The following is a 25,236-nucleotide window of genomic DNA, read 5'->3' as shown; positions in this document are numbered from 1 at the left end:
GCTCGCTCCGCCCTCTTTGGCAAGGCCGTTTTGTCGGAGTCAGGCAACTCGCTTCCAGACTCCGATAATATTCACTAATTCTAACAACACGTTGATAAGCGGTCAAGACCATCTTCTTTTAATTAAATTTTCCCATAACTCTCTGGATTCATTCCAAAGTGCTGCCGAATCTTCATTTCTGTAAAGCGCCCGTTCATAGCGTAATGTCAGCTTTGACATGTCTTCTGAGTCATATTTTCCATCGATTCGTTTTGCATAATCACGCAGCGTTTCACTGTCTCGTTTCGGCAGTCCTCTTCTCTTCAGCTGTTTCAGCAGCGCGCCATACGCCTCAAAAAACACGTACTGATCGCTGCGCCGCTTCAATTTTCTCACAATGAAAACAGGAATCCATAACGAACGGAAAACATACAGCAATACCGCTGTCACCAGGAGAACTGCGAGAACTGCAAGTCCTAAATACCAGCCCGCACCGGCATTTGTATGTGAAGCGGACGGCTTTTTAGAACCAGTTGGCTCCCGTTTTTCCTTTTGTTTTTCCTCTTTTTCCGGCTGTTTTTTCTCTTCTTTCTGCTCCTCTTTTGTTTTCTCCCGCGAGCTGCTGCTTTCGCTGCCAGAATCCTTTGTGACAGAGGAAGTAAACTCAGCCGGATTTGTAAATCCTTTAGTCGGCTCAAATGTGACCCAGCCCTGTTCCGGGAAATACACCTCTACCCAGGAATGGGCATTGTTATTTGTCACTTCGTAAATGCTGCCGTTTTTGTTTCCTGCTTCTTTATATTCACCGGACGTATAACCCTTTATCCAGCGGGCCGGAATGCCGGCCGAACGCAGTAGCACCACCATAGCGGAAGAAAAGTTATCACAGTAGCCCATCTTTGATTCAAACAGAAATTGATCGACATAATCCTCATCATTCTTAGGGATGGACACGTTTTCGGTTTCATATGTGAACTCATTTGATCCTAAGTAGTCCTCGACCGCTTTCACCTTATCAAACATATTATCTTGATCCTGAGTCAGCTTGATCGCAAGGGTTCTTACCCGCTCAGGCAGTGAATCCGGCAGCTGCATATAGCGGTCGCTGAATCTGTATTCCTCACTGTTGTTTCTCACTTTTACCTTTCTCAGCTCATCCAGCTTGTAGACCGGGGAATTGTACGTTACTTTATAGCTCCCCATATTTCTGATCTCGCCGGCTTGTTCACTGATCGGAGAAATTTGTTCCGTGTTCCCGTTCATTTCAAGTGAGACAGCCCGCTTTGGCTGAATGGTTTTTGCACCGATCGGGTACATCACATGGTTATACCCGTAGTGCTCATCGACTTTTACACGGACGGTGTTGCGCTCTGTCGCAACCTTATGGTCAAACCATAGATTTTCTACTTTTCCTCCGCTAAGCTGATAGGACATGCCTGTGTCTGTTTCAATCCAGCCTTTTCCTGTATACGTATCCTTCGTTTCCACACGGAAATACGTACGCTCTTTTCCCTGCCATGTAAAAACAGGTGTATCATCCTGCTGAAACGGGCCGCCGAGTGATTCATCATGGTTCCCGTAGCCGATTTTGCTTTCTCCAGCCGGCACATGATCTTGATTCGTGATTTTTTTGAGAAAAGGTACCGGATCGGGCCAAGCCGGTTCTGATTTCGGAGCGGCAAGTCCGAATCCCACCGCAGAAAAAACCATTACAGATAAAGGAAGAAACCATTTCAGGACAGATGTTTTTGGCAGTGTAATTCTTTCCATCAGCTTGATGCGGTCTAAGTATAAAAGGCCCAGCATAAAGAAGCCGATCAGCACGATACGGATGACGGCAAAAGTGGCATCATATGGCGTAAAGGTATCAAGAATCGTAATATACGCAACTGTCATGATAAAGAAAAACAAAATTCTTCTCTGGTAAATCACCCAATAATGAAGGAGATAGACCAACAGCCACAGCAGCACAAAAAACAGCAGGGTCCGAAACGAAGGAATCATGTCATTCCATTGCCCTGATTGAATCAACGTAATATTCAAATAGATATCCTGTAAAAAAGAGCTGACCCAGCTCAAGTCAAATATAGAACCTTGATAAAACAGGATGTGTATCGAGATCAACGTAAATATGACACAAAAAGGAACGGTGACAAACCACCTCATCCTGAAAAAAGTCAGCAGAAACGTCAAACCGATAAAGACACTAAAAAAGCCCGTATGTTTCGTATCTGTAAAACTGTCAAGCGGCCTGAGCCACTCCCACAGCAATAAAAACGCCAGAAAATAAAATAACAGCAAGCTCAAACGGCTTCCCTTCTGATCATCGTGCGGCATGTGCACCCGTCACCTCTCTTTCTAAACAACACGCGAAACTCGTCCGCCTCTCATGACCTGAACTCTGATTTGACGTTTCATCATCCGTTCGATCATGACATTTTCAGCTTGGGAAAGTTCAGCATCTTTCTCTTTTGCCAGTATCACTGTAACCCGGCCTCCCCTGGTTTCTGCGATGTTCAGCAAATCTTCCGTGAACTGCCCCGTGACGACCACTTTGTCAGCCTGGCGAACAGATGGCTTCCCCAGCTCCTCCCGTACATATCGACTTACCGGGTCAGCCGCATCACAATGAGCGACGGCTAAATGCCGAAGCATGTGGTTAAAATGATGCTCCCCCTCCTGAATTGGAAAAATCGTTTTTTCCTTTCCGACCGAGGCCAAGCCTGCCCCCACGCCGTTTTTTAAGACAGAATGAAGAATTGAAGCTGTCACAGAAACGACCTCTTCGAATGCTTCAGAGGAAGAACGGTCCATCAGAAGAAATAGGTTTTTGCTTCGAGACGGTTCAAATTCCTTCGTCATCAGCTGGCTCCGCCGTGCAGAAGTTTTCCAGTCTAATGCAGCAAACCGGTCTCCCGGCTGATAATTCCGTACACTTGCTGCGACTGCGGAATGGTGCTGATGAACAGGGGAAGAACCGCTTACACCGTCTTCCTGATGCTTCTCATTCACCTGATAAGAAAGACGCTGAAAGGATGGATAAACAAATAGGGTGTCTTCCAGCTCATAAAAAGCTGTTTTTTCAATCAAGCCGAGGACATCCCCAGTTCGCACTCTGACAGCATGAAAATGATGCTCTCCGCGCGGTACCCGAGCTAATTCATACGACATCGTCATACTCCGTTTAAACCAAGGAAAAACGAGCCGTTTGGCCACGGCTTCGTCTCGGTTCAATGACTCGATTCCTTCTGGCAGGCAATCTTCAATCACCATATACATCATGGGAAACGGCAGCTTCCTTCTCAGCGTAACCGACACGCCCAGCCTGTCCCCCGCATGTAATTGTGTTTTGGCCATTTGCCGTGAAGCCTGAAAAGAGCGGAGCGGATATAACGCCAGCAGCCCGGCATACACGACAAAAGGGAGAAACGCGTAAAACAAAAACCAGCTGACAAAGCCGCCCTGAAACATCGCGTAAGAAAAAACAGCAGCCGTCAATAACGTTAATACAATCAGCTTCCACCCATATACGAACCATTGCAATTTCTTCTTCATCAGTGGATCGACGACCTTTGAACCGGTACCTTCACAGCTGACATGATCTCCCGTACAATCGTTTCTGCCCCAATCCCATCAAACTTCGCCTCAGGCTGCAGCAGCATCCGGTGTGGAAGCGTAAAAGGAGCCAAATATTGAATATCATCCGGAATGACATAGTCGCGATGATGTAGCAGCGCGTATGCTTGGGCCGCTTTCATGAGAGCAATTGATCCACGCGGACTGACGCCTAATTGAACAGAAGCATGCTGTCTCGTTTTCTGCACGATTTCAACAATATATTCTTTTATGCTGTCATCGGCGCGGACATTTTGCACTTCCCGCTGCAAACGGATGAAGTCTTCTTTTGTTATAACCGGCTCGAGCGTCTCAATCGGATGGCTGTTTTCCTGAAGAGATAACACGTCCAACTCTTCCTTAAAGGACGGATAACCCATGCGAAGTTTGAATAAAAAACGGTCAAGCTGGGCTTCCGGCAAAGGATAGGTCCCTTCATATTCGACCGGGTTTTGCGTTGCCATTACAAAAAACGGAGCGGCAAGCGGCATCGTATGGCCATCTACCGTTACGTTTCCCTCTTCCATCGCTTCAAGCAAAGCAGACTGTGTCTTCGGAGAGGTGCGGTTGATTTCATCGGCCAGCACGATATTTCCCATAATCGGGCCGGGACGGTATTCAAATTCCATCGTTTTTGCATTATAGATGGATACGCCTGTTACATCAGATGGCAGCAAATCCGGAGTGAATTGGATTCTTTTGAAATCGGCGCCGATTGACTTTGCCAGCGCGCGGACCATCATCGTTTTTCCGACTCCGGGTACATCCTCAAGCAGCACATGCCCTTTGGCAAGAATGGCTGCTAAGCTGAGTATGGCGATGTCTCGTTTTCCAACCATTACTCTATTAATATGTTCAACTGCTTTCCCCAGCAAAGGATGCAGGTCTTCTTGGTATGCCATTCTTTTCCTCCTAGTCATCTACAAAATTCTTCATATTGTAACCTAACTTTACCACAAAAAGCGATCTGTATAAAAAAACGATTCTAGCAAATTGTTTCCAATAAAGCAGGACAAATCACACAAAAAAGCTTCCTGTGACAGGAAGCTCAATTACTTGTGTTCTAAAGGCTCCATATGAACATGCGAATAATCAATCGCATGCTCCTCCTTCATTCTCCGCTCAATTTCATTGGCAATATCGTGGCTTTCCGTAATATTTAAATCTGCTGATACCTCAATCACCACATCAACGTAGACTGTACTGCCCAAGTATCTCGCTTTAATGTCTTTTAAACGACTTACACCCGAGATCTTTTCGATCGTCTGTTTATAAGCTGAAATGTCCTTTACGTCGAAGCCATCTGTCAAAGAGTGAGATGATTCTTTAAAAATATCCCATGCCGTTTTGCAAATGAGAAGACCGATCACAAACGCCGTGACCGTATCGATCCAAGCAAGGTGAAATTGCGCAGCCACAATTCCGATAAACGTACCGATACTGACAAACGCATCTGATTTATTATCAGCAGCCGCGGCAAGGAGCGCCTGGCTCTTCACCTTTTTGGCCAGCCTTCTATTGTACTGGTAGACTGCAAGTATCAGGGCTGCCCCGCCCGCTGCCGTCCAAGCCGCAATCATATCCGGCGTCTCTTGTTTAGCAGAAAAAATAGATTCCCCGGCGCTGAACAGCACCTGCAGTCCGACAACCATCATAATAAAAGATGCGATAAGTGATGCAATCGTTTCCGCCCGAAAGTGGCCGTATGGATGATCTTCGTCAGGAGGTTTTTGAGAGATGCGCAGGCCGATCAGCACAGCAACAGAAGCAATAATGTCAGTTGTGTTATTTAATCCGTCTGCCGTAAGTGCTTCCGAATGAAAGAGATAACCGATGATCAGCTTAATCGCGGACAGAACAAGGTACGCGGCAATACTGACCAGCGCCCCGGTTTCTCCTTTTTTCAGTTCGTTATATCTCTCCATACAAAACCTCCTCTCCGCTCGCGTTTTCCTATTATTATGATACAAAGCTGAACCGCAGTGGGTCTACAGAAACATGATTCACCCGCCACAGGAAAATAGTGACGATAGAACATTTTTTCTCTAAACCAATTTATTTTCTCCTCTAAAAAGACCTTCAAATTCAATGACACCAAAACATCTCGTGATCTGCTGTATATTAGGAAATTATAACAGCCTACAAAATGAATCATGACAGAAACATTTTTTCTTTTATTCCAAGCATATCTGCTGAAAACACTTGTAAGTAAAACCCTACAAATTTGAAATAAACTGTTATATTTTCTTACACGAATTTTCGACAAACTGTATATTTATGATAGAGTTTCAATTATCATAATATTCAGTAATGACTTCATTCTTAAAGGAGGCAACTTATGAACCAGTCTCAATCAGGATTAAAAAAAGAATTAAAGACCCGCCATATGACAATGATTTCGATCGCCGGCGTGATTGGAGCCGGCCTATTTGTAGGCAGCGGTTCAGTGATTCACTCGACCGGACCCGGTGCCATTATTTCTTACGCGTTAGCCGGTTTATTGGTCATTTTTATCATGAGAATGCTCGGTGAGATGTCTGCCGTAAACCCGACGAGCGGATCGTTTTCTCAATACGCTCATGATGCCATCGGGCCGTGGGCAGGATTTACAATCGGCTGGCTGTATTGGTTTTTCTGGGTGATTGTCATCGCAATCGAAGCCATTGCCGGTGCTGGCATTATTCAATACTGGTTCCATGATATTCCGCTATGGCTGACAAGTTTGATCTTGACGATCGTGCTCACCCTGACTAACGTCTACTCCGTTAAGTCTTTCGGTGAGTTCGAATATTGGTTCTCCCTCATTAAAGTTGTTACCATCATCGCGTTTCTAATCGTTGGTTTTGCCTTTATTTTTGGCTTTGCGCCTGGCAGTGAACCAGTGGGTTTATCCAATATTACAGGCAAAGGCGGATTTTTCCCGGAAGGCATCAGCTCCGTATTGCTCGGCATTGTCGTTGTCATCTTCTCTTTTATGGGAACAGAAATTGTTGCCATTGCAGCGGGAGAAACATCCAACCCGATCGAATCCGTGACAAAAGCGACCCGATCCGTTGTATGGCGCATCATCGTCTTTTACGTTGGCTCTATCGCCGTTGTTGTGGCGCTTTTGCCTTGGAATTCAGCAAATATTTTAGAAAGCCCTTTCGTCGCTGTACTTGAGCATATTGGAGTGCCGGCAGCCGCACAGATTATGAACTTTATCGTCCTCACAGCAGTACTCTCTTGCCTGAATTCGGGTTTGTACACCACATCCAGAATGCTGTATTCGCTTGCAGAAAGAAACGAAGCGCCGCGCCGTTTTATGAAATTGAGCAAAAAAGGCGTTCCTGTACAAGCCATTGTCGCCGGAACATTTTTCTCATATATCGCGGTTGTAATGAACTACTTTTCACCGGACACCGTCTTTTTATTCTTAGTCAACTCATCAGGCGCAATTGCTTTACTCGTCTATCTTGTCATCGCTGTTTCCCAGCTAAGAATGCGAAAAAAACTCGAAAAAACAAATCCTGAAGCATTGAAAATCAAAATGTGGCTCTTCCCTTTCCTAACCTACTTAACCATCATAGCCATCTGCGGAATTTTAGTATCTATGGCGTTTATTCATTCCATGAGAGACGAGCTGCTGCTGACAGGCGTTATCACGGGAATCGTTCTGATTTCTTATCTGGTGCTCAGAAAACGGAAGGTGAGCGAGAAAGCGGCAGCCAAGCCAGTCACACAGCAGCCCGACATCCTGCCTTAAATGCTGATCAAATCCTAAACGACCTGCCGTTTAGGATTTTGTTATTTCTTCTTAGGGAAGGCAGCGGCACGCAGATTTTTTTGTAACCATCACGTCCTTATGATCATTAACTATAATACCAATTTGGAAAATTTAAATAAGGACAGATGAAAATGACACTTGAAAAATTTGTGGATGCTCTCCCAATCCCAGATACACTAAAGCCAGTGCAGCAATCAAAAGAAAAAACATACTATGAAGTCACCATGGAGGAATGCGCCCATCAGCTTCACCGCGATCTCCCCCCGACCCACCTGTGGGGCTACAACGGCCTATTTCCCGGGCCTACCATTGAGGCCAAAAGAAACGAAAACGTGTATGTGAAATGGATGAATAACCTTCCGTCAGAGCATTTCCTTCCGATCGATCACACGATTCATCACAGTGACAGCCAGCATGAAGAGCCAGAAGTAAAGACTGTTGTTCATTTACACGGAGGCGTCACGCCAGATGATAGTGACGGGTATCCAGAGGCCTGGTTTTCCAAAGACTTTGAACAAACAGGCCCTTACTTTAAACGAGAGGTTTATCATTATCCGAATCAGCAGCGCGGTGCTATTTTGTGGTATCACGATCACGCCATGGCGCTCACCAGGCTGAATGTCTATGCCGGACTTGTTGGCGCTTATATTATTCACGATCCAAAGGAAAAACGCTTAAAGCTGCCTTCCGGTGAATACGACGTGCCGCTTCTGATCACAGACCGCACGATCAACGAGGACGGTTCTTTGTTTTATCCAAGCGGGCCGGAAAACCCTTCCCCGTCACTGCCTAACCCTTCAATTGTTCCGGCTTTTTGCGGAGAAACCATACTCGTCAACGGGAAGGTATGGCCATACTTGGAGGTCGAACCTAGGAAATACCGCTTTCGCGTCATCAACGCCTCCAATACGAGAACCTATAACCTGTCACTCGATAATGGCGGGGAGTTTATTCAGATTGGTTCAGACGGAGGGCTCCTGCCGCGCTCTGTAAAACTGAACTCTTTCAGTCTTGCGCCCGCTGAACGTTACGATATCATCATTGACTTCACAGCCTATGAAGGCCAATCAATCATCTTGGCAAACAGCGAGGGCTGCGGAGGTGACGTTAATCCAGAAACAGATGCGAATATCATGCAATTCAGAGTCACAAAACCGTTGGCACAAAAAGACGAAAGCAGAAAGCCAAAGTACCTCGCCTCATACCCTTCCGTGCAGAATGAAAGAATACACAACATCAGAACACTGAAACTGGCAGGCACCCAAGACGAATACGGCAGACCCGTCCTTCTTCTCAATAACAAACGCTGGCACGATCCTGTCACAGAAGCACCAAAAGCTGGCACAACTGAAATATGGTCCATCGTCAATCCGACACGCGGAACACATCCGATCCACCTGCATTTGGTCTCCTTCCGTGTGTTAGACCGGCGTCCGTTTGATATCGCGCGTTATCAAGAAAGAGGGGAATTGTCCTACACCGGCCCGGCTGTCCCGCCGCCGCCAAGTGAAAAGGGCTGGAAAGACACCATTCAAGCACATGCAGGTGAAGTCCTGAGAATCGCGGCGACATTCGGGCCGTACAGCGGACGATACGTATGGCACTGCCATATTCTTGAGCATGAAGACTATGACATGATGAGACCGATGGATATAACAGATCCCCGTAAATAACCCGACAAACTTGCCTCTCGCAGGCAAGTTTTTTCTATATGAAACTTATAGCCCCATTTTTCGTATAACATAAAAACAGCAAAAAGGAGCTGCTTTTTATGCTGACAAACGACCTAAATGAAAAAACAAAACAATACATTTCCATTTATGCCGAATTAAAATCAAAATTAAAATGGAAAGTTGCACACGATCAGATATTAATGCTCATTTCTTCTGCATATATTGTGAATAAAAGAGAGTTTGACTTTCAGCGCTTTTATGATTTGAGCAGCTATATCAAATCAAACATCAGCAGCTTCTCAACACTCAATTCGCACCACCGCTTTACTGTAGCTTCTATGCTGGACATTCATTTTCAGCATGAGGCAAAACAAACGTTTCATACTTTCATCGATGTATACAATGAAATGGTGAAGCTTGGATATAAGCGGGATATGTTCACGTACCTTTCCGCTCTGATCTTGCTCACCGGCAAATCTGAAACGACAAACAAAAGAGAACAGATGAACATGGGGCTATCTGTTTATCAGCAGATGAAGAAAAATCATTATTTCCTCACTTCAACTCAGAATATTCCGCTTGCCGTACTTCTTGGCGAAAACGGAAAAGGTTTGCAGGCGGTAAACAAGGCGGAAACATGCTTTCAGCTGCTGGCGGCCAACGGGTTTAAAAAAGGACAGTACTTACACCAGGTCAGCCATATTCTGGCCTTGCAAAGTGAAAAAGACCCTGAAACGCTTGTTTCCCAATGCAAACATATATATCAATCCATCACTGATTCTTTCAAAAAGCCAAAGGATTACCATTATCCAGATCTTGCCCTTCTCACATTTCTGGAAGAGCCAAATATCAAAACCGTTTTGGGCATCACTCACGAATTAAACCAAGAAAAAGCATTTAAATGGCAAAAGGAAATGAATTTCAAAATTGCTGTCAGCCTATATCTCAGTGAGCATATGGAGAAAAATCTGCTGATGGAATCAGGACTATACACCGCAATCGAAACGGTCATTCAAGCCCAGCAGGCAGCCGCGACAGCTGCTATCATCAGCTCAACAGCAGCCAGTCATTCTCATGACGGAAACTAGAGAAGGAGGGAAAACATGCCATACATCACATTAGAAGATCAGACACGCTTATATTATGAAACGCACGGGAGTGGTACACCGATCCTGTTTATACACGGCGTGCTGATGAGCGGACAATTTTTCCACAAACAATTTTCAGCACTTTCTGCCAATTATCAGTGTATTCGTCTCGACCTTAGAGGACACGGCGAATCTGACAAAGTGCTTCACGGACACACCATTTCTCAATATGCCCGTGACGTAAGGGAATTTCTAAAAGTAATGGAGCTCGATCATGCCGTTCTTGCCGGCTGGTCAATGGGCGCTTTCGTCGTATGGGATTATCTCAATCAATTTGGGAATGATAACATACAAGCAGCTGTAATCATCGATCAATCCGCTTCCGACTATCAGTGGAAGGGCTGGGAACACGGCCCGTTTGATTTTGACGGCTTAAAAACGGCGATGCACGCCATTCAGACTGACCCGCTGCCATTCTACGAGAGTTTTATCCATAATATGTTCGCAGAACCGCCTGCCGAGACAGAAACAGAATGGATGCTGGCAGAAATCCTCAAACAGCCGGCTGCCATTTCAAGCACGATTTTATTTAACCAAACGGCTGCTGATTACCGCGGCACCCTTCAAAACATCAATGTGCCGACATTGCTGTGCTTCGGAGAAGACCGGAAATTTTTCTCGACAGCAGCTGGGGAACACTTGCGCAGCAATATTCCAAACTCGACGCTCGTCACCTTTTCTAAAAGCAGCCATTGCCCGTTTTTAGAAGAGTCCGACGCTTTTAACAGTACACTCCTCTCCTTTTTAGATGGTCTGATTGGAAAACCATAAAGAAAAAGGAATTAGGAGATTGAGGAAAAGTATGAGACAATAAGAAATGTGCAGTAAAATACATGAGGGAAGAAGTGACTTTATGTCTTACTATAACAAACGTAATCAAGAACCGCTGCCTAAAGAAGATGTGAGTACATGGGAATGCACAAAAGAAGACTGCAACGGCTGGACCAGAAAAAACTTTGCCAGCAGTGACTCGCCATCATGCCCTTTGTGCGGAAGCAAAATGATCGACGGCATCCGTTCATTAGTAAATCTCCAAAACAACAGTCAAACGAAAACAAGCTAGCTCTTCCCTATAACAAGTGCAGTCTCCTGCAAGCAAACAATCCTCGAACGGAGACGCAAATTCTATATCCAGAATAAAAGCCTCTCATTGCAAGAGTCCGTAAATTTGAAAGAAGCCCAAACTGTAAATGTTTAGGGCTTTTTGTCTGTTCGTGTGGTATTATATGGATATTGAAGAGGTGATAACGTGATCGCAAACCAGCAGCAAAAAGACTTGAAAAAAAGAGCTAGGTTCAAAAAGCTGAACCTTGCAATCAACGCTTATGTTGAACTTCTGTTTTTGTCGATACCTCTGATCCATCTCTTTACATGGCTCGGATCATTAGCCCTGCACCTCGTCCATTAAAAAACCACTCAGCCCATGCCGAGTGGTTTTTATTAGTTGATGACAGAAAAGCTGTTGATGATGCCGTTTGGATTTTCCCATACTTTTTTGAACGTCTTATTTTCAAAGTTATAGGAATAAATCGTCCGCACCTTGGCTTCACGCCCTGTTTCATCCTTCAGTTTTTTAGCCCCCTCGGCTTCGGCAAGAAAATAAATGTTCTTTCCATCCTTAGAGAACTGCGGTTGTGCGTCAATTAACAGCTTGAATGATTTTTGATTTGAAATGATGGTTTCATATTTTTTCGTATCCGCATTCAGTAACTTAATAGATGCGGTTTGCTCCGTGCCTTTCTGCGTATATGATGTAAACAAAATCCGTTTATCATCATCAGAAACAGCAATATCGCTGATAAACTGGTCAAGGCTCTTCAGCTCATCAAATTTGTTTTGATGGCCTGCCGCAAAATGAATCGTTGTCGGTTCAGGATCGATTCCCTTTTCGTTCGCTTCATCTGTTTTCTTGTAATCTTCTCCTACAGAATAATGCAGCAATGCAAATGAATCTGTTTTTTGGTTATAAAAGAAGCTGCTGACGGTGTCATCTTGATCATTAGCGGCAGGATAAAGGTTTTTGTACTTCTTCGTTTTCAGATCAAAAGCTGCAATCCGGAAATTGCTTTCGTCCGCTTTTCCTAAGCGGAAATAGATGGTTGAACCGTCTTTTGACAAAAACAAACTGTCCGCACTCTCAGCGCCTTTATAAAGCATCGTCTTTTTATTAGACTTTAGATCCAGCTTAAAAAGCCTCATTTCATTTTGGTCATTATTGCCCGTATAATAGAGCACTTGCTGCTTTTGATCCAAAGCAAATGCCGGATAGCTGGTCAGCTTCTCCTCATGGATCACCTTATCATTTTCATAATACTTCGTCTGCAGATCGGTATTCGTAATCGAAACAAGCAGTTTATCACCGCTTTCCGCATGTACTGAAACACCAGCAGTGCTCTCATGGCCTTTATCCTTTGCAGCATAAAACGCAAAACCCGCTACAGCGGCTGCTATCACGACAGTTAACAATAATATGATTCTTTTTTTCATCTTTTATCTCCACCAATAGAAAAAGCAAGAATGTGGCTTCTTGCTTTACAGATTATATATGTAGATTAATAGCTGTAATGTCCCGCTACTTTTCCTTTGCTTAATGGGTATCCAAGCGCTTTAAACGCTTTAGGGCTTACATCCAGTACTGCATTAGGCATTCTGCCAACATCATTTTTGTAAACCGTAATTACCTTTTTAGGCTTCGCTTTTGCATAAGCTCTGATTTTTGTCCCGTTTTTAGGAACATCAAATCCGATCTTGGTCGCACAATCCCAATGTCCAAGTTTTTTACCTGAAGAGCCTTTTTTCCCGACTCCATTATACCAAGTAATATTTCCGTTCACATGTTTCGCACTGGCATCTGATGAAAAACTGAAAGCTCCCAAAGTACTTCCTACTAAGATAAAAGCGGCTAAAATGACTTTCTTCAACATTTCGTCCCCCTGTTTGTTAACTTCTAGGAAAAATTATACACGATGAAACAGGGATTTTTTATTTCAATATCCTTACAGTAATGTTACAAAGTCAGAAAAATTATCTCTGCTAAAATAAACCATGGAAGATTATCCTATTATAATTGCAGTGTTAGCGTTATAATTGTTGATAGAGTAGTTAACGCATTCAATATGAACGAACCATTACCGTATTGTTCAAACCAAATTCATAGTTATGTATACGACTCATACTCTCTCATATTAAAGAAAAAAGAGTGTGCGAGACTCTTTTTTCTTCAAAGTTTCTTTTTTCAAAAAAACATAAATTATATTATATAAAAATTTCATTTCTTTTTTGGTTTTAAAAATGGCGATTTTGTGAACAGTTCATATTGATCAGTGCGGAATGTTACTCATATCAAAAGATATAGGAGTGGTAATCCATGAAGGCAGCAAGATGGCATAACCAAAAGGATATCCGTATTGAAAATATTGAAGAGCCAAAAACGGAGCCGGGAAAAGTAAAGATCAAAGTCAAATGGTGCGGCATCTGCGGCAGTGATTTACACGAGTATCTGGGCGGCCCGATCTTTATTCCGGTTGACAAACCGCATCCATTAACGAATGAAACAGCACCTGTCACAATGGGCCATGAATTCTCCGGTGAAGTTGTTGAAGTCGGAGAAGGCGTTGAAAATTATAAAATTGGAGACCGCGTCGTAGTCGAACCGATTTTTGCCACACACGGCCACCAGGGCGCCTACAACCTTGATGAACAAATGGGATTCCTCGGCTTAGCCGGCGGAGGCGGCGGTTTCTCTGAATACGTCTCTGTAGATGAAGAACTGTTGTTCAAACTTCCTGATGAATTATCATATGAACAAGGCGCGCTCGTTGAACCTTCTGCGGTCGCTCTATATGCTGTCCGCTCAAGCAAACTCAAAGCCGGCGACAAAGCGGCTGTATTCGGCTGCGGCCCGATCGGACTTCTGGTGATTGAAGCGCTGAAAGCTGCCGGTGCGACTGATATTTATGCTGTCGAGCTTTCACCTGAACGCCAGCAAAAAGCTGAGGAGCTTGGAGCGATCATCGTTGATCCGTCCAAAACAGACGATGTAGTCGCTGAGATTGCAGAACGTACAGGAGGCGGTGTTGACGTAGCATTCGAAGTCACAGGCGTTCCAGTGGTATTACGGCAAGCGATCCAATCTACTACAATTGCCGGTGAAACAGTCATCGTCAGCATTTGGGAAAAAGGCGCTGAAATTCACCCTAACGACATCGTAATCAAAGAACGTACAGTGAAAGGAATCATCGGGTACCGTGACGTATTCCCTGCTGTATTGTCATTAATGAAAGAAGGCTATTTCTCAGCGGACAAACTCGTAACGAAAAAAATCGTATTAGACGATTTGATTGAGGAAGGCTTCGGGGCTCTTATCAAAGAGAAAAACCAAGTCAAAATCCTTGTCAGACCTAACTAATTTGAAACCAAAAAGAATCCGCGTCTGTATGCGGATTCTTTTTTTATCTTATCCAATCACTTCTGCGCTGGAATCTTTTTTCGCCTCGCCGCGATCATAAGCGCGGAAGTTTTCCTCCAGCTGTTCAAGCGAAAGTCCTTTCGTTTCCGGTAAAAACTTCTTCACAAACAGTACAGAGCAAATTCCTAATACAACGAAGATAAAGAACGTTGTGGACAGCCCGATGGCGGCCAGCAATATCGGGAAAGTGAAACTGACTGCAAAATTCACCATCCACAGACAGAATACCGTGACACCCATTCCCAGACCGCGAAGGCGAAGCGGGAAAATTTCAGAAAGCATCAGCCACGTCACTGGTGAAATTGCACCCTGCTGAAAAGCAAGGAATGTAACCGTTAATGAAAGAACCACATATGGAAGAGCCGGTGATCCTTCAAGTACAAGTGAAAATATCCCGATCAGCAATAATGCCGTTGTCGTACCGATCAAGCCTGTCATCAGCATCGGCCGGCGGCCTACTTTACCAAGCAGCCAGATTCCAACGAACGTTGCCAATACCGAAATCACGCCATTGGCGATATTTCCGATTAAAGCGGCTTCCGTTTGAAAACCAGAATCTCTTAAAATTTCAGTTCCATAATACATAATCGAGTTTACACCTGTAATTTGCTGTACAATCGCAATCCCTAACCCAATGAACACAATGCGGCGCACCCATGGGACCGAAAGATCTTTAAACGTCGCTTTTTCAAGCTGATCCTCTTTTTTGAAAGCGAATTCAATTTCTTGCAGCTCAGATGCCGCCCGCTTTTCATCCCTGATTTTTTTCAATACACGCAAAGCATCTTCTTTTCTACCTTTAGAAACGAGCCAGCGAGGACTCTCAGGCATTCTGATCATGCCGAAAAACAGGAATAGGGCTGGAAGTGACGCAATGACCAGCATATATCTCCACACATGGGAGTTGTCTCCCATTGTTGTTCCAAGGATTGCATTAAAAACAAAGGCCAAAAGCTGTCCTGATACAATCATCAATTCATTCTGCGTCACCATCCGCCCCCTGCTTTCCACAGGAGACATCTCCGCTAAATAAGCAGGAACCGTAACTGATGCACCCCCGACCGCAATGCCGAGCACAAAACGGGAGATAATCATGATCGTTACATTTGGAGCAAACGTACATCCGATCGTTGAAATAAAAAATATAACAGCGAGAAACAAAATATTTTTGCGGCGTCCGTTAAAATCAGACATCCTTCCGCCAAACACAGCACCGAGCGCAGCTCCAAAAAGGAGTGAACTGGTGACGAGCCCCTCTGTGAGGGCATTGAGGTTAAGCTGGTCCGGCTCTCCCATATACGGCAAAGCTCCATTGAGCACTCCGGTATCATAACCGAATAAGAGCCCGCCGAAAGTCGAGACTAAAATAATTGTACGTAAAAATGACATTTGATTGCCTTGTTTATTCATACTGTTTCCCCCAGTCTTTTTCAAAATCGATCAATACGTATTTCAAAAACTTATTCTAGGGCTTCTGCCTTCCTCACATTTCGTAAGCAGGCTTCAGAAAAAAGTTCATCATGTTTTTCTCCAATGGCCTCATAACCTTCCCTTCCTCTTAGCATGTCAGCTCCCTTGAAAGCGATTTCATTTTTTTCGCTAAAAGAACAGTGAGTACTTCTTGCACATATACTTTGTGATTTGTTACTTCATAGTCATTTGATAGTTCTATTATAGTGATATCATAGTGACATTTTTGTTACATCTGATATCATCATAATTATAAAAACGCTTTCAGTCAATATAAATTTCTGAAAATTTTTTACTCAATAAAAGAAAAATCACCAATTCAAGGGGAAAATGAACTTTTTTCTTCATGAAATTGCGTAAAACAAGTCAAAATCTCTGTGAGTTTCTGTTCATCTGCTACTATAAACAAAATGGTTAAGTGTTGAGTAACTTCTCCTATTTATCTTCTCTGCAATGACTCTCTTATCAAACATTCGATCAATTGTTTCAGACTCAAGATAAAAGGAAATAGAAAAGAAAATAAAAGATGGCTGGCTTAGGGGAGGCAACAAAATTGAATGAGGTTTATATCATTGCAGGCCTTTTATTGTTGACAGCGGGGATGATTGATTTTTTATGGACCACATTATGGTTAGAGAGCGGTGCAGGCCCGATCACAAGATGTCTGTCTGCATGGCTGTGGAAAAGCTGCCGTAAAATCAGCGGAGACCATGCAAAGGTTCTAAGCATAGCAGGTCCTCTGCTGTTATGCCTGACGTTAGTGATATGGATCGTTTTATTTTGGGGCGGGTGGTTTTTGATTTTCTCAAGTGACCCCCATTCACTCGTGGAAACTCAATCTAAAGAACCGGCATCCTGGTCAGATCGAATTTATTTTTCCGGTTATGTCATGTTTACATTAGGAAATGGCGACCTCGCACCGAACGGAGACCTATGGAAGCTTGTCACGGTTATTGAAACGGCTCAAGGCCTGCTTACCATCACATTCTCTGTCACATATTTGATTTCCGTCTTGAGTGCTGTTAATCAAAAGCGCTCATTTGCCCAAAGTGTATTGAGTCTGGGGCGTGATGGAACAGAAATTGTCCAGAATGCATGGAACGGCAAAGATTTTCACGAGATTGATTTTCTTCTTATCGCTATCTCATCAGAGCTGGGAAAGCTGACCGCTCAGCATAACGCCTTCCCTATCCTTCATTTTTACCATAGCACGCAGCGCCAGGAATCATCCATTATAGCTGTCACTGTATTGGATGAGGCATTAACCATTTTGAAATACGGCATTCCTGAACAATATCAGCCGAATCAGCTTCACATCAAAGAAACGCGCTCAAGTATCAAAAACTACTTGGATACCGTTCATACTGCCTATATCCATCCAGCTGAACAAGCGCCGCCGGAACCAGACATCTCAAAACTTCAACAATCAGGCATACCAGCTTTATCGAAGCAAACATTTCAAACTGCCGTCAATTCTTTAAAGGAACGTCGTCAATTGCTGCTGGGAATTGTCCAAGCGGGTGCCAGAAAATGGCCTGTTCAGGAACAGACAATAGACAACGCGTAAAAAAGTCCCGAGTGTCTGATCACTCCGGACTTTTCACTGCATGATGTTTATACAAGCTTCTGGCCGCAATTCGGGCAAAAATTGGCTTCACCGGTTTTTGTTCCGCAGTTCGGACAGAAATTCGGTTTGCTTCCGTTGCCAGATGACTGTGAACCTGATGACTGTACCTGCTGATTTTGATTCATTTGATTCATCATCTGATTGGCCATATTCATTCCCATCATCATTCCAGCCATATCAGAAGCCGCTCCGCCTCCGCTCATCTTTCCGGATGCCATTCCATCCGTCATTGATATTTGCTGGTATTTGTTTACATCCCCAACCATACCGTAGGAAGCGTTCTTCGTAATCATATCTTGAACTTCTTGAGGGTAGTTAAAGCTCATGATTTGAAAACCGGTAATCGTCATTCCGTCGCTGATTAATTGCATATCTAAGTCGTCTTGAATCCCCTTCGCAATGTCAAATGCGTTGGCTTGGAGATTAAACATATCTTTCCCTTCTCTTGTGATCCACTTCATAAGAAGCTGATCCAGAATAGAAGTGATCCGGATTTTAATATCCTCTACAAAGTATTGATCCTTCACGCCAGCGATTTTATCAATCAGGCTGATATAGTCCTGCACCTTGAAATGAAATGTGCCGTTTGCGCGAATTGGCATCCCGCCAGGCATTCCCGCTGCCGGAATATTGATCGCCTGCTTTGTTCCCCATCTTACGGTAAATTCCTTCGTATTGACAAACAGCACCTCGGCGCGCATGCCGCTGTTGAACCCAAACTTAAAGCCCTTCAACGTTGAAAGGAATGGAATAATTTCTGATTCAATATCATAATCGCCATCATCTTGAAAAATCCCTTCAACTCGCCCATTGTTCAAGAAGACAGCATCCTGTCCGGGACGAATGATTAAACGACTCCCTTTTTTGATTTCACGATTGTTCCATTTATAAAAAATCATATCATCTCTAAATTCTTCCCACTCTACTACATTTGCTAATTGGTTTCTGAAAAACGACATCATAACTCTTCCTTTCTCTACTTTTTTCCACTAGAAACTGCCGCGGCTTCCGCTGTATGACGTGCCGCCTTTCGTAACACCGCCATCGCCGCCGCTGTCTTTATCATTTGATGGTTTTCTTTCTCTAGTTACAGTCGTTCTGATATAAGTGTCGTATTGATCAATCACATCAGACGTACGATGATCCATATATGTATTCCCATTAACCGTTACTTTGCCGCCCGCATGATAAAGCATGATTGAAACCGCGATTCCCCCGACTGCGATGGCAGCTACCAGCTGAAACCACCATGTAAAGAACACGCTGTCGGGATTGACTCCCGGTTTTATGCCCATATCTTTATAAGAAAGCTGAATATAGGTCTTAAAAGCTTTGAAATAATCTTCATTTGATAAATCAGATGAAATCGTATTTCTGATGCTGTTTAGCCTGCTGTTGTCCAAATACTGTTCAGCTTTTTTGAAGCCCGCGATGAATACTTCTTTGTTTGCCATATCAATCGTTAAAATGGCTGTGCTGCCTTTCCCGTAACGATCATAAAAATCGCCGGTATAATCGGCAATATCTTCACCGTTTGTGCTTTTTGTCGTAATAATGATGAAGTCAGTGTCCCTCTTTGCACCCAGCTCTGCCGAGAGAGATTCAAGTTTTCCGATTTCCGCTTTTGATAATAGATGGGCTTGATCATATACATGCTGCTGTGATTCAGAAGCTCTCGCCGCTTCGATCCCCAATACCGGCATCACCATGAAGACAGCCAGCACAACAAGAATCGCTTTTCCTAAAAATCCGCGCATCAAAATCCGCCTCCCATCATCAATGAGACGAGCTTCAATGCAAGAAATGTCCCGCCTGCTATTCCGCTAAACCATGCCGCCACTTTTCCTGAACTGATCGGCGGCTTTCCAACAACCTTTCCTGTTTGGCCGTTCATCGCAAAGATATGCTCTGCTCTTTCATAATCGTAACTGACCATCCAAACAGGAAGCAAAACATAAAAGCTGTTCACATTTTTCGTGTGAATATGTTTGTCCCTCACATTGACCGACGTATAACCGGAAAAAGTAGAATGTATGTATGAATCTATATAACTGCTGATTTTCTCTTTTGCCCTAGGAAAAAGCTCCTCATCGGTATAATTGTATTTTTCCGCAATATAACCGGCCAAATATGCCGTTTGAAAGTCCTTCAGCTGATCGTATGAATAAGGCTCCAATTTGTCCATTAATTCATCATTCATTTTTTCAGAGGCATCGACAGGGATTTTCAAATAATCGAGATTGATATCACGAAACGCTTCAAAATGTTCTGTTTCTGTGCAAATATAATCCCCTTCTTCATACTGATGGACTCTGGTACAGTTCGCCCTCACCTGTACTTCACTATTTAAATCAAACATCCAAAACGGAATATACATGCCGGTGATGCTTTTAATACGATCGGCCGACATGAATCCTCTTGGTGTCAGAAGGCCTTTTTTGCACCACTTTCGAAATGCCTGCTCCGCTTCTTGTTTACTGATTGTAAATGGAATGACCTTAGCCGGTGCCAAATGTCCTGATAAACGCTCGGCAAGTATTGCAGCACCTCCGCAGAAGCTGCAAGTCGTCGCTGTCGTTTCAGCTTCCGTGATCAAAACGGCACCGCAGTTTTCACATTGATATTCTTTTGCCTCATCTTCAGAAAACCGCGCCGCAATGTTTTCTTTCGGGAGGCTTTCAATATTGTCCTGTCTTCCGCAGCTGCCGCAGGATAACGAGCCGGATTCACTGTCAAATGCCATATCACTGCCGCAGTTCGGACACTTATAAGATATTATCATTACCGTTCCCTCTCAAATCTTATGATAAATGGTGCCGCAGCCGAAAGCTGCGGCCTCCTATGTATTATTTATCCAGCATCATTTTCGCTTTTAACGCCGCAAGTTCATCATCAACCTGACTTGAGCCGGCAGTGTCATATTTTGCAGTCAGATCAGCAATATCATCCTGCGGAGCACTGTTCAGTTCAGCCATTGCATTGGCCTGATCAAGCGCCTTATTTACTTTGTCCTCCATTCTGCCGAATGCAGACATTGATTGGCTTGTACTCGAAACAGAAGCGCCAAGCTTGTTCATTCTTTCTTGCGTTTTCGCTACTGCCCACTTCGCCTTGATCATATTTTTGCGTGCTTCCAGCTCTCCAATGTCAGAAACCAGTTTGTCATGCATTTTTCTCATCTGTGCGGCATTGGTTGCAGCAATTTGATTCGCCATCTGCAGCTCAGAAAGCTTTGATTCCAAAGATGTTTTTCTTTCAAGGAATTTTCTCGCATCGCCCTCATTCCCCGCTTGCAGTGCCTTCATTGCATAGCTTTCCATCTTTTCCATGTCTGCCTGGCACTCGTGACATTCTCTTTTTGCTCTCTGCTCCTCAGCCATAACAGCTGCTGTTTCTGCCTTAACCTTAGCCAAATCGCTATTCATGTTTCTTAAATACTGATCTACCATTTTCTCTGGATTTTCAGCCTTGTCTAATAAAGCATTGATATTCGCGGACATAATATCTTTGAATCTTCCAATTATACTCATCATATCGTTCCTCCTAGAAGCTATTTCGTTAAACCCTTTATTACATATACTATTTATTATCGTTAAAAGTTTCATTTTTTTAATAAAAAATGACATTTAAACAGAAAAATACATAACTTTTTACCTGCAAAATAAAAAAATAAATATAAAAAAGGATGCCTCCCAAAAGTCCAGAGACTTTCAAGAAACATCCTCATCTTTATAGAGAAACTTCAATCTCTTCCATGCTGGGCAGTGCATCAATCGCTCCAATTTTAGTGCACACAAGAGCTCCCACCTTATTGGCAAATGACACAATCTCACGCAGCTTCGCAAAATCAGCATCTACAGATTGAATGTGATCCGAGTTTGCCAATTGATATAAAGCCGCACCGGCAAAAGCATCTCCCGCCCCTGTTGAGTCAATTGATGTAACCGGAATGCTTGGAATGATTTCATGATCTTTTCCATTCGAAAGAAGAGTTCCGCTTTTCCCAAGTGTCACAGCAACCATTTTCGCTCCGATCTCATGAAGGATCGCAACGCCCTTTTCATGATCCTTCACACCGCTGATAATCTCAAGCTCCTCGTCACTGACTTTCACAAAATCGCTTACAGCAATCGCTTTTTTTGCGATACTAACAAACTCTGAAACCCTTCCCTTCCATAAATCTTCACGATAGTTAGGGTCGAACGAAATAAACTGTCCATTGTCTTTCGCAATCGACATAAGCCGTAAATAGGCTGAGCAAAACGGATCTGATAACAGTGCCGTTGCAGAGCCGAAATGAAGAATTTTCGCTTCGTTTAGTTTTTCCTGGTCAATGTCCTCCAGAGTAAACAAAGCGTCCGCGCCTCTATTAAAAACAAAGTCACGCTCTCCATTTTGTTTTAATGAAACAAAAGCAAGCGTTGTAGGCGCTTTCTCATCCATGACCAGCATAGAGGTATCGACGTGTACAGCGTCCAATGTTTGCTTTAGAAAATACCCAAACGGATCCTTGCCCACTTTTCCGCTGAAAGCAGCTTGTCCGCCCAGCTTGGCAATGGCTGCTGACACATTCGCCGGTGCACCGCCGGCACTTTTTAAGAAATGGCGCCCTTCCATTAAATCAACGTCAACATCGGTACAAAAGAAATCAATTAACAATTCTCCAATACAAACTACAGAATGACTACGCATATTATCACACTCATTTATAAAGTCTAGATTACAGTCTCAGTATATTACTTTCTGCCATAAATACAACCGTTTACATTGAATATTAAAAATTTTACATATATTTACCTTACAGATCTTTGCTCTAGCTCAGAGATGATGTGCTTATATCTTTTTTCCGTTAAAGGATAGAAGGCGATGAGAATAATAGATAGCAAAATGAAAAATCCCGGAATCAAAGCATTCATATTTTTAATCGCATTCAATGACGTAACTGTCTGATCTGCATTCGCCACATATCCGGCGATTCCTAAATAAATGGCCGAAAATGACCCGGCTAACGCAACACCCAGCTTATTAATAAAGCTCATGCTGGAAATCACCACACCATCCGCGCGAACTCCGGTTTTCCATTCCGCATAATCGACACAATCCGCAACCATTCCCCAAGCAAGCGTATTTAAAGGCGTTGTGAAAAATCCCGAAGCGAAAAGCCAAATGAAAATGAGTGTAATAGAAGAATACGGCGTAAAATGCAGGCCGGCATAAGAAATAAGCGATAGAGCTGCCGTGATCATCATAACTTGTTTTCTGCCCCACTTCTCAGAAAAGTAAGGAATAAACAAATTGCTGATCAGCGCTGCTCCAAAAAATAAAACAGTTCCCAAAAACACAAATTCCTTATGATTTACGTTATACGTAAAATAGTACACCATCGTACTGAGCTTAATATTAAACCCGATCGCAAAAGCCAAAAATGATGAAACTAACATAAGCAAAGGTTTGTTTCGGATTAAAACGGATAACGTCTTTTTGATCCCTTGTTTTTTTCTCTTTTTAGGATGAATCCGCTCCCGTACAGTAAAGAAACTAAATAGATTCAAAACGATGCTGACCGCCGCATAGATGAGCGCTGTCATCTGAAATCCAAACGCCTGATCCTCTCCTCCGATAGCAGTTGCAAGCGGTGTCGCACAGGAAATAGATAAAAGGATGCCGATATACACCAAAATCATCCGTGTTGTTGTCAGAACCGTTCGTTCCTCCACAGAATTCGTCATCCGCCCCGTTAAGCTGTTCACCGGAATGGTTTGCATACTAAAGGACATCCCCAGCAGAATATAGGTGATGTACGCATATACCATATTCCCCGTCTCACCGAAATGAGGCGTCGTGAAACATAAAACCGTAAAAAGCGCAAAAGGAAATGCCACCCACAACAGATATGGCCTTGCCTTTCCCCATCTTGTGTTCGTTTTGTCTAAAATCAATCCCATGATCGGGTCAAAAATAGCATCCAGCACCCGCACAACAAGAAACAACGTTGCGATCACCGCAGGCTGAATGCCGCCGACGTCTGTATAATAGAATAATAAGTATGCGTTTACAAACTGAAAGACAATATTATATGACATATCGCCGAATCCATATCCGATTCGCTCAAACCAGGACAGACCGTGATGCTTCGCCTTCAATGTCGTTGCTTTTTCTGTTTCAATCATCATTTCCCACCCCAAGAATCCGTTTTCATTTCCAGTAAACAAGAGGGAGAATACAAAGATCCTCCCTGTTCACTCAGCGATTTGGATACACCATCACTTTTAAACATTCATTCTTAAATTGTAGCGCCCGCTCCATCGCCTCTTGCGTCTGCTCCAGCGAATATTGGTCCGTTACTAGATGCTTCGTGTCCACAATGCCTGAAGCGAGAAATTCGATTCCCTTTGGATACGTATTGGCATAACGGAAGATCCCGTAAATATCAATCTCATTATCCGCAATAAACGGCACATTGAGCGGAATCTCGTTCTGTGAAGGCAAACCGACAATCGCCAGTTTCCCGCCCCGGCGCACAGAAGCAAGTGCAGATTGCAATGCCGCTGGATTCCCCGCTGTTTCCCAAGCAACATCAACGCCTCTATCATTCGTGATCGTTTTAATTTCTTCAAGCGCGTCCTGTTCACGGATATTGATGACATGAGTCGCTCCCATTTTTTTCGCGGCTTCTAACCGCAGCTGCTCTAAGTCGGTCACGATAATTGTGCCTGCCCCAAATGCTTTAGCTGCCGCAACAGCCATTAACCCAACAGGGCCCATCCCCATAATCGCAATTGTTGATCCGGGCTGTAGCTTCGTTCTCGCCGCTGCATGAATGCCGACAGAAAACGGCTCGATCAAAGCAGCATCTTCATAGGAAAGTGAATCGGGGATCAAAAAAACAAAGTCCTGCCGCATTTTGATATATTGGACAAACGCGCCATCTACCGGCGGTGTAGCCAAAAACTGCACATCCGGACAAAGATTATAGCGCCCTTCCTTGCACGCCTCACAGCGTCCGCACGTGACGCCCGGCTCTACAGCGACACGGTCTCCCACCTTGAATTGATCGACAGCTGATCCGACAGCAGCAATTTCTCCCGCACATTCATGGCCAAGGATAAATGGTTTTTCCACAACATAGTTGCCTATTCTGCCATTTGTATAGTAATGCAGATCCGATCCGCAAATTCCGACAGCCATCACTTTAATCAACACTTCATCATGATTGATGTCAGGGACAGGCAATGTTTCAATTTTGATCTCTCTTGTGTTGTGCATAACAGCCGCTTTCATGTTCTGAGGTACTGTGTGAGTCATTTGGCAAATTCCTTTCTTTAGAAAATAAAATGTAAGTGCATACATTTTTGTTTTCTCTGTTACTGCCCCCATTTTATCTGCTTTGCAACACGTTCAACAGCCTTTCCTGCTGTATAAAAGGACAGCCGCACTGTACTTTACTATTTTCTCATATACAAAAAACGCTGGATTGATAAAATAGTACT

At 43.7% G+C, this 25,236-nt stretch carries 22 protein-coding genes; 8 read left to right on the top strand and 14 right to left on the bottom strand.

Features of this window, described 5'->3' with window-relative positions; genetic code table 11:
- Nucleotides 1-102 precede the first annotated feature (102 nt).
- The 4 genes from GYO_RS25900 to mneS all read right to left on the bottom strand — a co-directional run bounded on the left by GYO_RS25900 (nt 103) and on the right by mneS (nt 5,519).
- Nucleotides 103-2,316, bottom strand: coding sequence for a DUF4129 domain-containing transglutaminase family protein (locus GYO_RS25900; RefSeq protein ID WP_014112905.1), 2,214 nt, complete (start codon nt 2,314-2,316; stop codon nt 103-105).
- A 21-nt stretch (nt 2,317-2,337) separates the two neighbouring features.
- Nucleotides 2,338-3,534 (bottom strand): DUF58 domain-containing protein, encoded by a 1,197-nt coding sequence (locus tag GYO_RS25895; protein ID WP_014112904.1) that lies wholly within the window; start codon nt 3,532-3,534, stop codon nt 2,338-2,340.
- Nucleotides 3,534-4,496, bottom strand: a complete 963-nt coding sequence (locus GYO_RS25890; protein ID WP_014112903.1) for an AAA family ATPase — start codon at nt 4,494-4,496, stop codon at nt 3,534-3,536. Before GYO_RS25890 ends, GYO_RS25895 begins: the two co-directional genes overlap by 1 nt.
- A gap of 150 nt (nt 4,497-4,646) precedes the next feature.
- The gene (mneS, locus tag GYO_RS25885) at nt 4,647-5,519 is read right to left on the bottom strand and encodes a manganese transporter MneS (protein ID WP_014112902.1); all 873 of its coding nucleotides are present in this window, start codon (nt 5,517-5,519) and stop codon (nt 4,647-4,649) included.
- Nucleotides 5,520-5,932: 413 nt separating this feature from the next.
- Here mneS and gabP point away from each other — a divergent pair, with 413 nt between their 5' ends.
- The 6 genes from gabP (at nt 5,933) to GYO_RS25850 (ending at nt 11,589) form a co-directional block, all read left to right on the top strand.
- Nucleotides 5,933-7,339 carry a GABA permease gene (gabP, locus tag GYO_RS25875; protein ID WP_014112901.1) on the top strand — a complete coding sequence of 469 codons (1,407 nt, stop codon included), beginning with the start codon at nt 5,933-5,935 and terminating at the stop codon, nt 7,337-7,339.
- Between the two features lie 152 nt (nt 7,340-7,491).
- Complete coding sequence (cotA, locus tag GYO_RS25870) at nt 7,492-9,033, top strand: outer spore coat copper-dependent laccase CotA (RefSeq protein ID WP_041521139.1); 1,542 nt, start codon at nt 7,492-7,494, stop codon at nt 9,031-9,033.
- A gap of 98 nt (nt 9,034-9,131) precedes the next feature.
- A complete protein-coding gene (locus GYO_RS25865) occupies nt 9,132-10,121 on the top strand; it encodes a DUF4003 family protein (protein WP_014112900.1) in 990 nt (329 codons plus the stop codon).
- Nucleotides 10,122-10,136: 15 nt separating this feature from the next.
- Nucleotides 10,137-10,952: an alpha/beta fold hydrolase gene (locus GYO_RS25860; protein ID WP_014112899.1), complete on the top strand. Its 816-nt coding sequence runs from the start codon at nt 10,137-10,139 to the stop codon at nt 10,950-10,952.
- 82 nt (nt 10,953-11,034) lie between these two features.
- Nucleotides 11,035-11,244 carry a cold-shock protein gene (locus GYO_RS25855; protein WP_003219370.1) on the top strand — a complete coding sequence of 70 codons (210 nt, stop codon included), beginning with the start codon at nt 11,035-11,037 and terminating at the stop codon, nt 11,242-11,244.
- Between the two features lie 186 nt (nt 11,245-11,430).
- Nucleotides 11,431-11,589: a hypothetical protein gene (locus tag GYO_RS25850; RefSeq protein WP_014112898.1), complete on the top strand. Its 159-nt coding sequence runs from the start codon at nt 11,431-11,433 to the stop codon at nt 11,587-11,589.
- Nucleotides 11,590-11,621: 32 nt separating this feature from the next.
- Here GYO_RS25850 and GYO_RS25845 read toward each other — a convergent pair whose 3' ends face one another.
- Both GYO_RS25845 and walM read right to left on the bottom strand, forming a co-directional pair.
- The gene (locus GYO_RS25845; protein ID WP_014112897.1) at nt 11,622-12,668 is read right to left on the bottom strand and encodes a PD40 domain-containing protein; all 1,047 of its coding nucleotides are present in this window, start codon (nt 12,666-12,668) and stop codon (nt 11,622-11,624) included.
- Nucleotides 12,669-12,733: 65 nt separating this feature from the next.
- Complete coding sequence (walM, locus tag GYO_RS25840) at nt 12,734-13,105, bottom strand: cell wall metabolism protein WalM (protein WP_014112896.1); 372 nt, start codon at nt 13,103-13,105, stop codon at nt 12,734-12,736.
- Nucleotides 13,106-13,548: 443 nt separating this feature from the next.
- Between walM and bdhA the strand changes: the two genes are divergently transcribed.
- Entirely contained in the window at nt 13,549-14,589 is a 1,041-nt protein-coding gene (gene bdhA, locus GYO_RS25835; protein WP_014112895.1) for a (R,R)-butanediol dehydrogenase, read from the top strand.
- A 48-nt stretch (nt 14,590-14,637) separates the two neighbouring features.
- On the opposite strand, the gene iolT is transcribed toward bdhA, so the two are convergent.
- Nucleotides 14,638-16,059, bottom strand: coding sequence for a myo-inositol transporter IolT (gene iolT, locus GYO_RS25830; RefSeq protein ID WP_014112894.1), 1,422 nt, complete (start codon nt 16,057-16,059; stop codon nt 14,638-14,640).
- 613 nt (nt 16,060-16,672) lie between these two features.
- Between iolT and GYO_RS25825 the strand changes: the two genes are divergently transcribed.
- Nucleotides 16,673-17,686 carry a potassium channel family protein gene (locus GYO_RS25825; protein WP_014112893.1) on the top strand — a complete coding sequence of 338 codons (1,014 nt, stop codon included), beginning with the start codon at nt 16,673-16,675 and terminating at the stop codon, nt 17,684-17,686.
- 47 nt (nt 17,687-17,733) lie between these two features.
- Here the strand turns inward: GYO_RS25825 and GYO_RS25820 are convergent, their stop codons facing one another.
- The 7 genes from GYO_RS25820 to gutB all read right to left on the bottom strand — a co-directional run bounded on the left by GYO_RS25820 (nt 17,734) and on the right by gutB (nt 25,051).
- Entirely contained in the window at nt 17,734-18,705 is a 972-nt protein-coding gene (locus tag GYO_RS25820; protein WP_041520874.1) for an SPFH domain-containing protein, read from the bottom strand.
- Between the two features lie 30 nt (nt 18,706-18,735).
- The gene (locus GYO_RS25815) at nt 18,736-19,503 is read right to left on the bottom strand and encodes a TPM domain-containing protein (protein WP_014112891.1); all 768 of its coding nucleotides are present in this window, start codon (nt 19,501-19,503) and stop codon (nt 18,736-18,738) included.
- Nucleotides 19,503-20,528, bottom strand: a complete 1,026-nt coding sequence (locus GYO_RS25810) for a TFIIB-type zinc ribbon-containing protein (protein WP_014112890.1) — start codon at nt 20,526-20,528, stop codon at nt 19,503-19,505. Before GYO_RS25810 ends, GYO_RS25815 begins: the two co-directional genes overlap by 1 nt.
- A 64-nt stretch (nt 20,529-20,592) precedes the next feature.
- Entirely contained in the window at nt 20,593-21,276 is a 684-nt protein-coding gene (locus GYO_RS25805) for a PspA/IM30 family protein (protein WP_041521138.1), read from the bottom strand.
- Between the two features lie 199 nt (nt 21,277-21,475).
- Entirely contained in the window at nt 21,476-22,438 is a 963-nt protein-coding gene (locus GYO_RS25800; protein ID WP_014112888.1) for a carbohydrate kinase family protein, read from the bottom strand.
- A gap of 101 nt (nt 22,439-22,539) precedes the next feature.
- A complete protein-coding gene (locus GYO_RS25795; protein ID WP_014112887.1) occupies nt 22,540-23,916 on the bottom strand; it encodes an MFS transporter in 1,377 nt (458 codons plus the stop codon).
- Between the two features lie 73 nt (nt 23,917-23,989).
- Nucleotides 23,990-25,051: a sorbitol/xylitol/iditol dehydrogenase GutB gene (gene gutB / locus GYO_RS25790; protein WP_041521137.1), complete on the bottom strand. Its 1,062-nt coding sequence runs from the start codon at nt 25,049-25,051 to the stop codon at nt 23,990-23,992.
- Between the last annotated feature and the right edge of the window lie 185 nt (nt 25,052-25,236).

Source organism: Bacillus spizizenii TU-B-10 (genome assembly GCF_000227465.1).
Classification (GTDB): Bacteria; Bacillota; Bacilli; order Bacillales; family Bacillaceae; genus Bacillus; species Bacillus spizizenii.
The sequence above is the reverse complement of the archived record's forward strand: the minus strand, read 5'-3'. Positions and strand labels throughout refer to the sequence as shown.

Coding starts and splice junctions, on each gene's coding strand:
- mneS (WP_014112902.1), bottom strand. CDS start 5,519: ATGGAGAGATATAACGAACTGAAAAAAGGAGAAACCGGGGCGCTGGTC.
- walM (WP_014112896.1), bottom strand. CDS start 13,105: ATGTTGAAGAAAGTCATTTTAGCCGCTTTTATCTTAGTAGGAAGTACT.
- GYO_RS25890 (WP_014112903.1), bottom strand. CDS start 4,496: ATGGCATACCAAGAAGACCTGCATCCTTTGCTGGGGAAAGCAGTTGAA.
- GYO_RS25805 (WP_041521138.1), bottom strand. CDS start 21,276: ATGAGTATAATTGGAAGATTCAAAGATATTATGTCCGCGAATATCAAT.
- GYO_RS25865 (WP_014112900.1), top strand. CDS start 9,132: ATGCTGACAAACGACCTAAATGAAAAAACAAAACAATACATTTCCATT.
- GYO_RS25860 (WP_014112899.1), top strand. CDS start 10,137: ATGCCATACATCACATTAGAAGATCAGACACGCTTATATTATGAAACG.
- GYO_RS25800 (WP_014112888.1), bottom strand. CDS start 22,438: ATGCGTAGTCATTCTGTAGTTTGTATTGGAGAATTGTTAATTGATTTC.
- GYO_RS25895 (WP_014112904.1), bottom strand. CDS start 3,534: ATGAAGAAGAAATTGCAATGGTTCGTATATGGGTGGAAGCTGATTGTA.
- GYO_RS25810 (WP_014112890.1), bottom strand. CDS start 20,528: ATGATAATATCTTATAAGTGTCCGAACTGCGGCAGTGATATGGCATTT.
- GYO_RS25900 (WP_014112905.1), bottom strand. CDS start 2,316: ATGCCGCACGATGATCAGAAGGGAAGCCGTTTGAGCTTGCTGTTATTT.
- bdhA (WP_014112895.1), top strand. CDS start 13,549: ATGAAGGCAGCAAGATGGCATAACCAAAAGGATATCCGTATTGAAAAT.
- GYO_RS25795 (WP_014112887.1), bottom strand. CDS start 23,916: ATGATTGAAACAGAAAAAGCAACGACATTGAAGGCGAAGCATCACGGT.
- GYO_RS25855 (WP_003219370.1), top strand. CDS start 11,035: ATGTCTTACTATAACAAACGTAATCAAGAACCGCTGCCTAAAGAAGAT.
- GYO_RS25820 (WP_041520874.1), bottom strand. CDS start 18,705: ATGTCGTTTTTCAGAAACCAATTAGCAAATGTAGTAGAGTGGGAAGAA.
- GYO_RS25845 (WP_014112897.1), bottom strand. CDS start 12,668: ATGAAAAAAAGAATCATATTATTGTTAACTGTCGTGATAGCAGCCGCT.
- GYO_RS25815 (WP_014112891.1), bottom strand. CDS start 19,503: ATGCGCGGATTTTTAGGAAAAGCGATTCTTGTTGTGCTGGCTGTCTTC.
- cotA (WP_041521139.1), top strand. CDS start 7,492: ATGACACTTGAAAAATTTGTGGATGCTCTCCCAATCCCAGATACACTA.
- iolT (WP_014112894.1), bottom strand. CDS start 16,059: ATGAATAAACAAGGCAATCAAATGTCATTTTTACGTACAATTATTTTA.
- gabP (WP_014112901.1), top strand. CDS start 5,933: ATGAACCAGTCTCAATCAGGATTAAAAAAAGAATTAAAGACCCGCCAT.
- gutB (WP_041521137.1), bottom strand. CDS start 25,051: ATGACTCACACAGTACCTCAGAACATGAAAGCGGCTGTTATGCACAAC.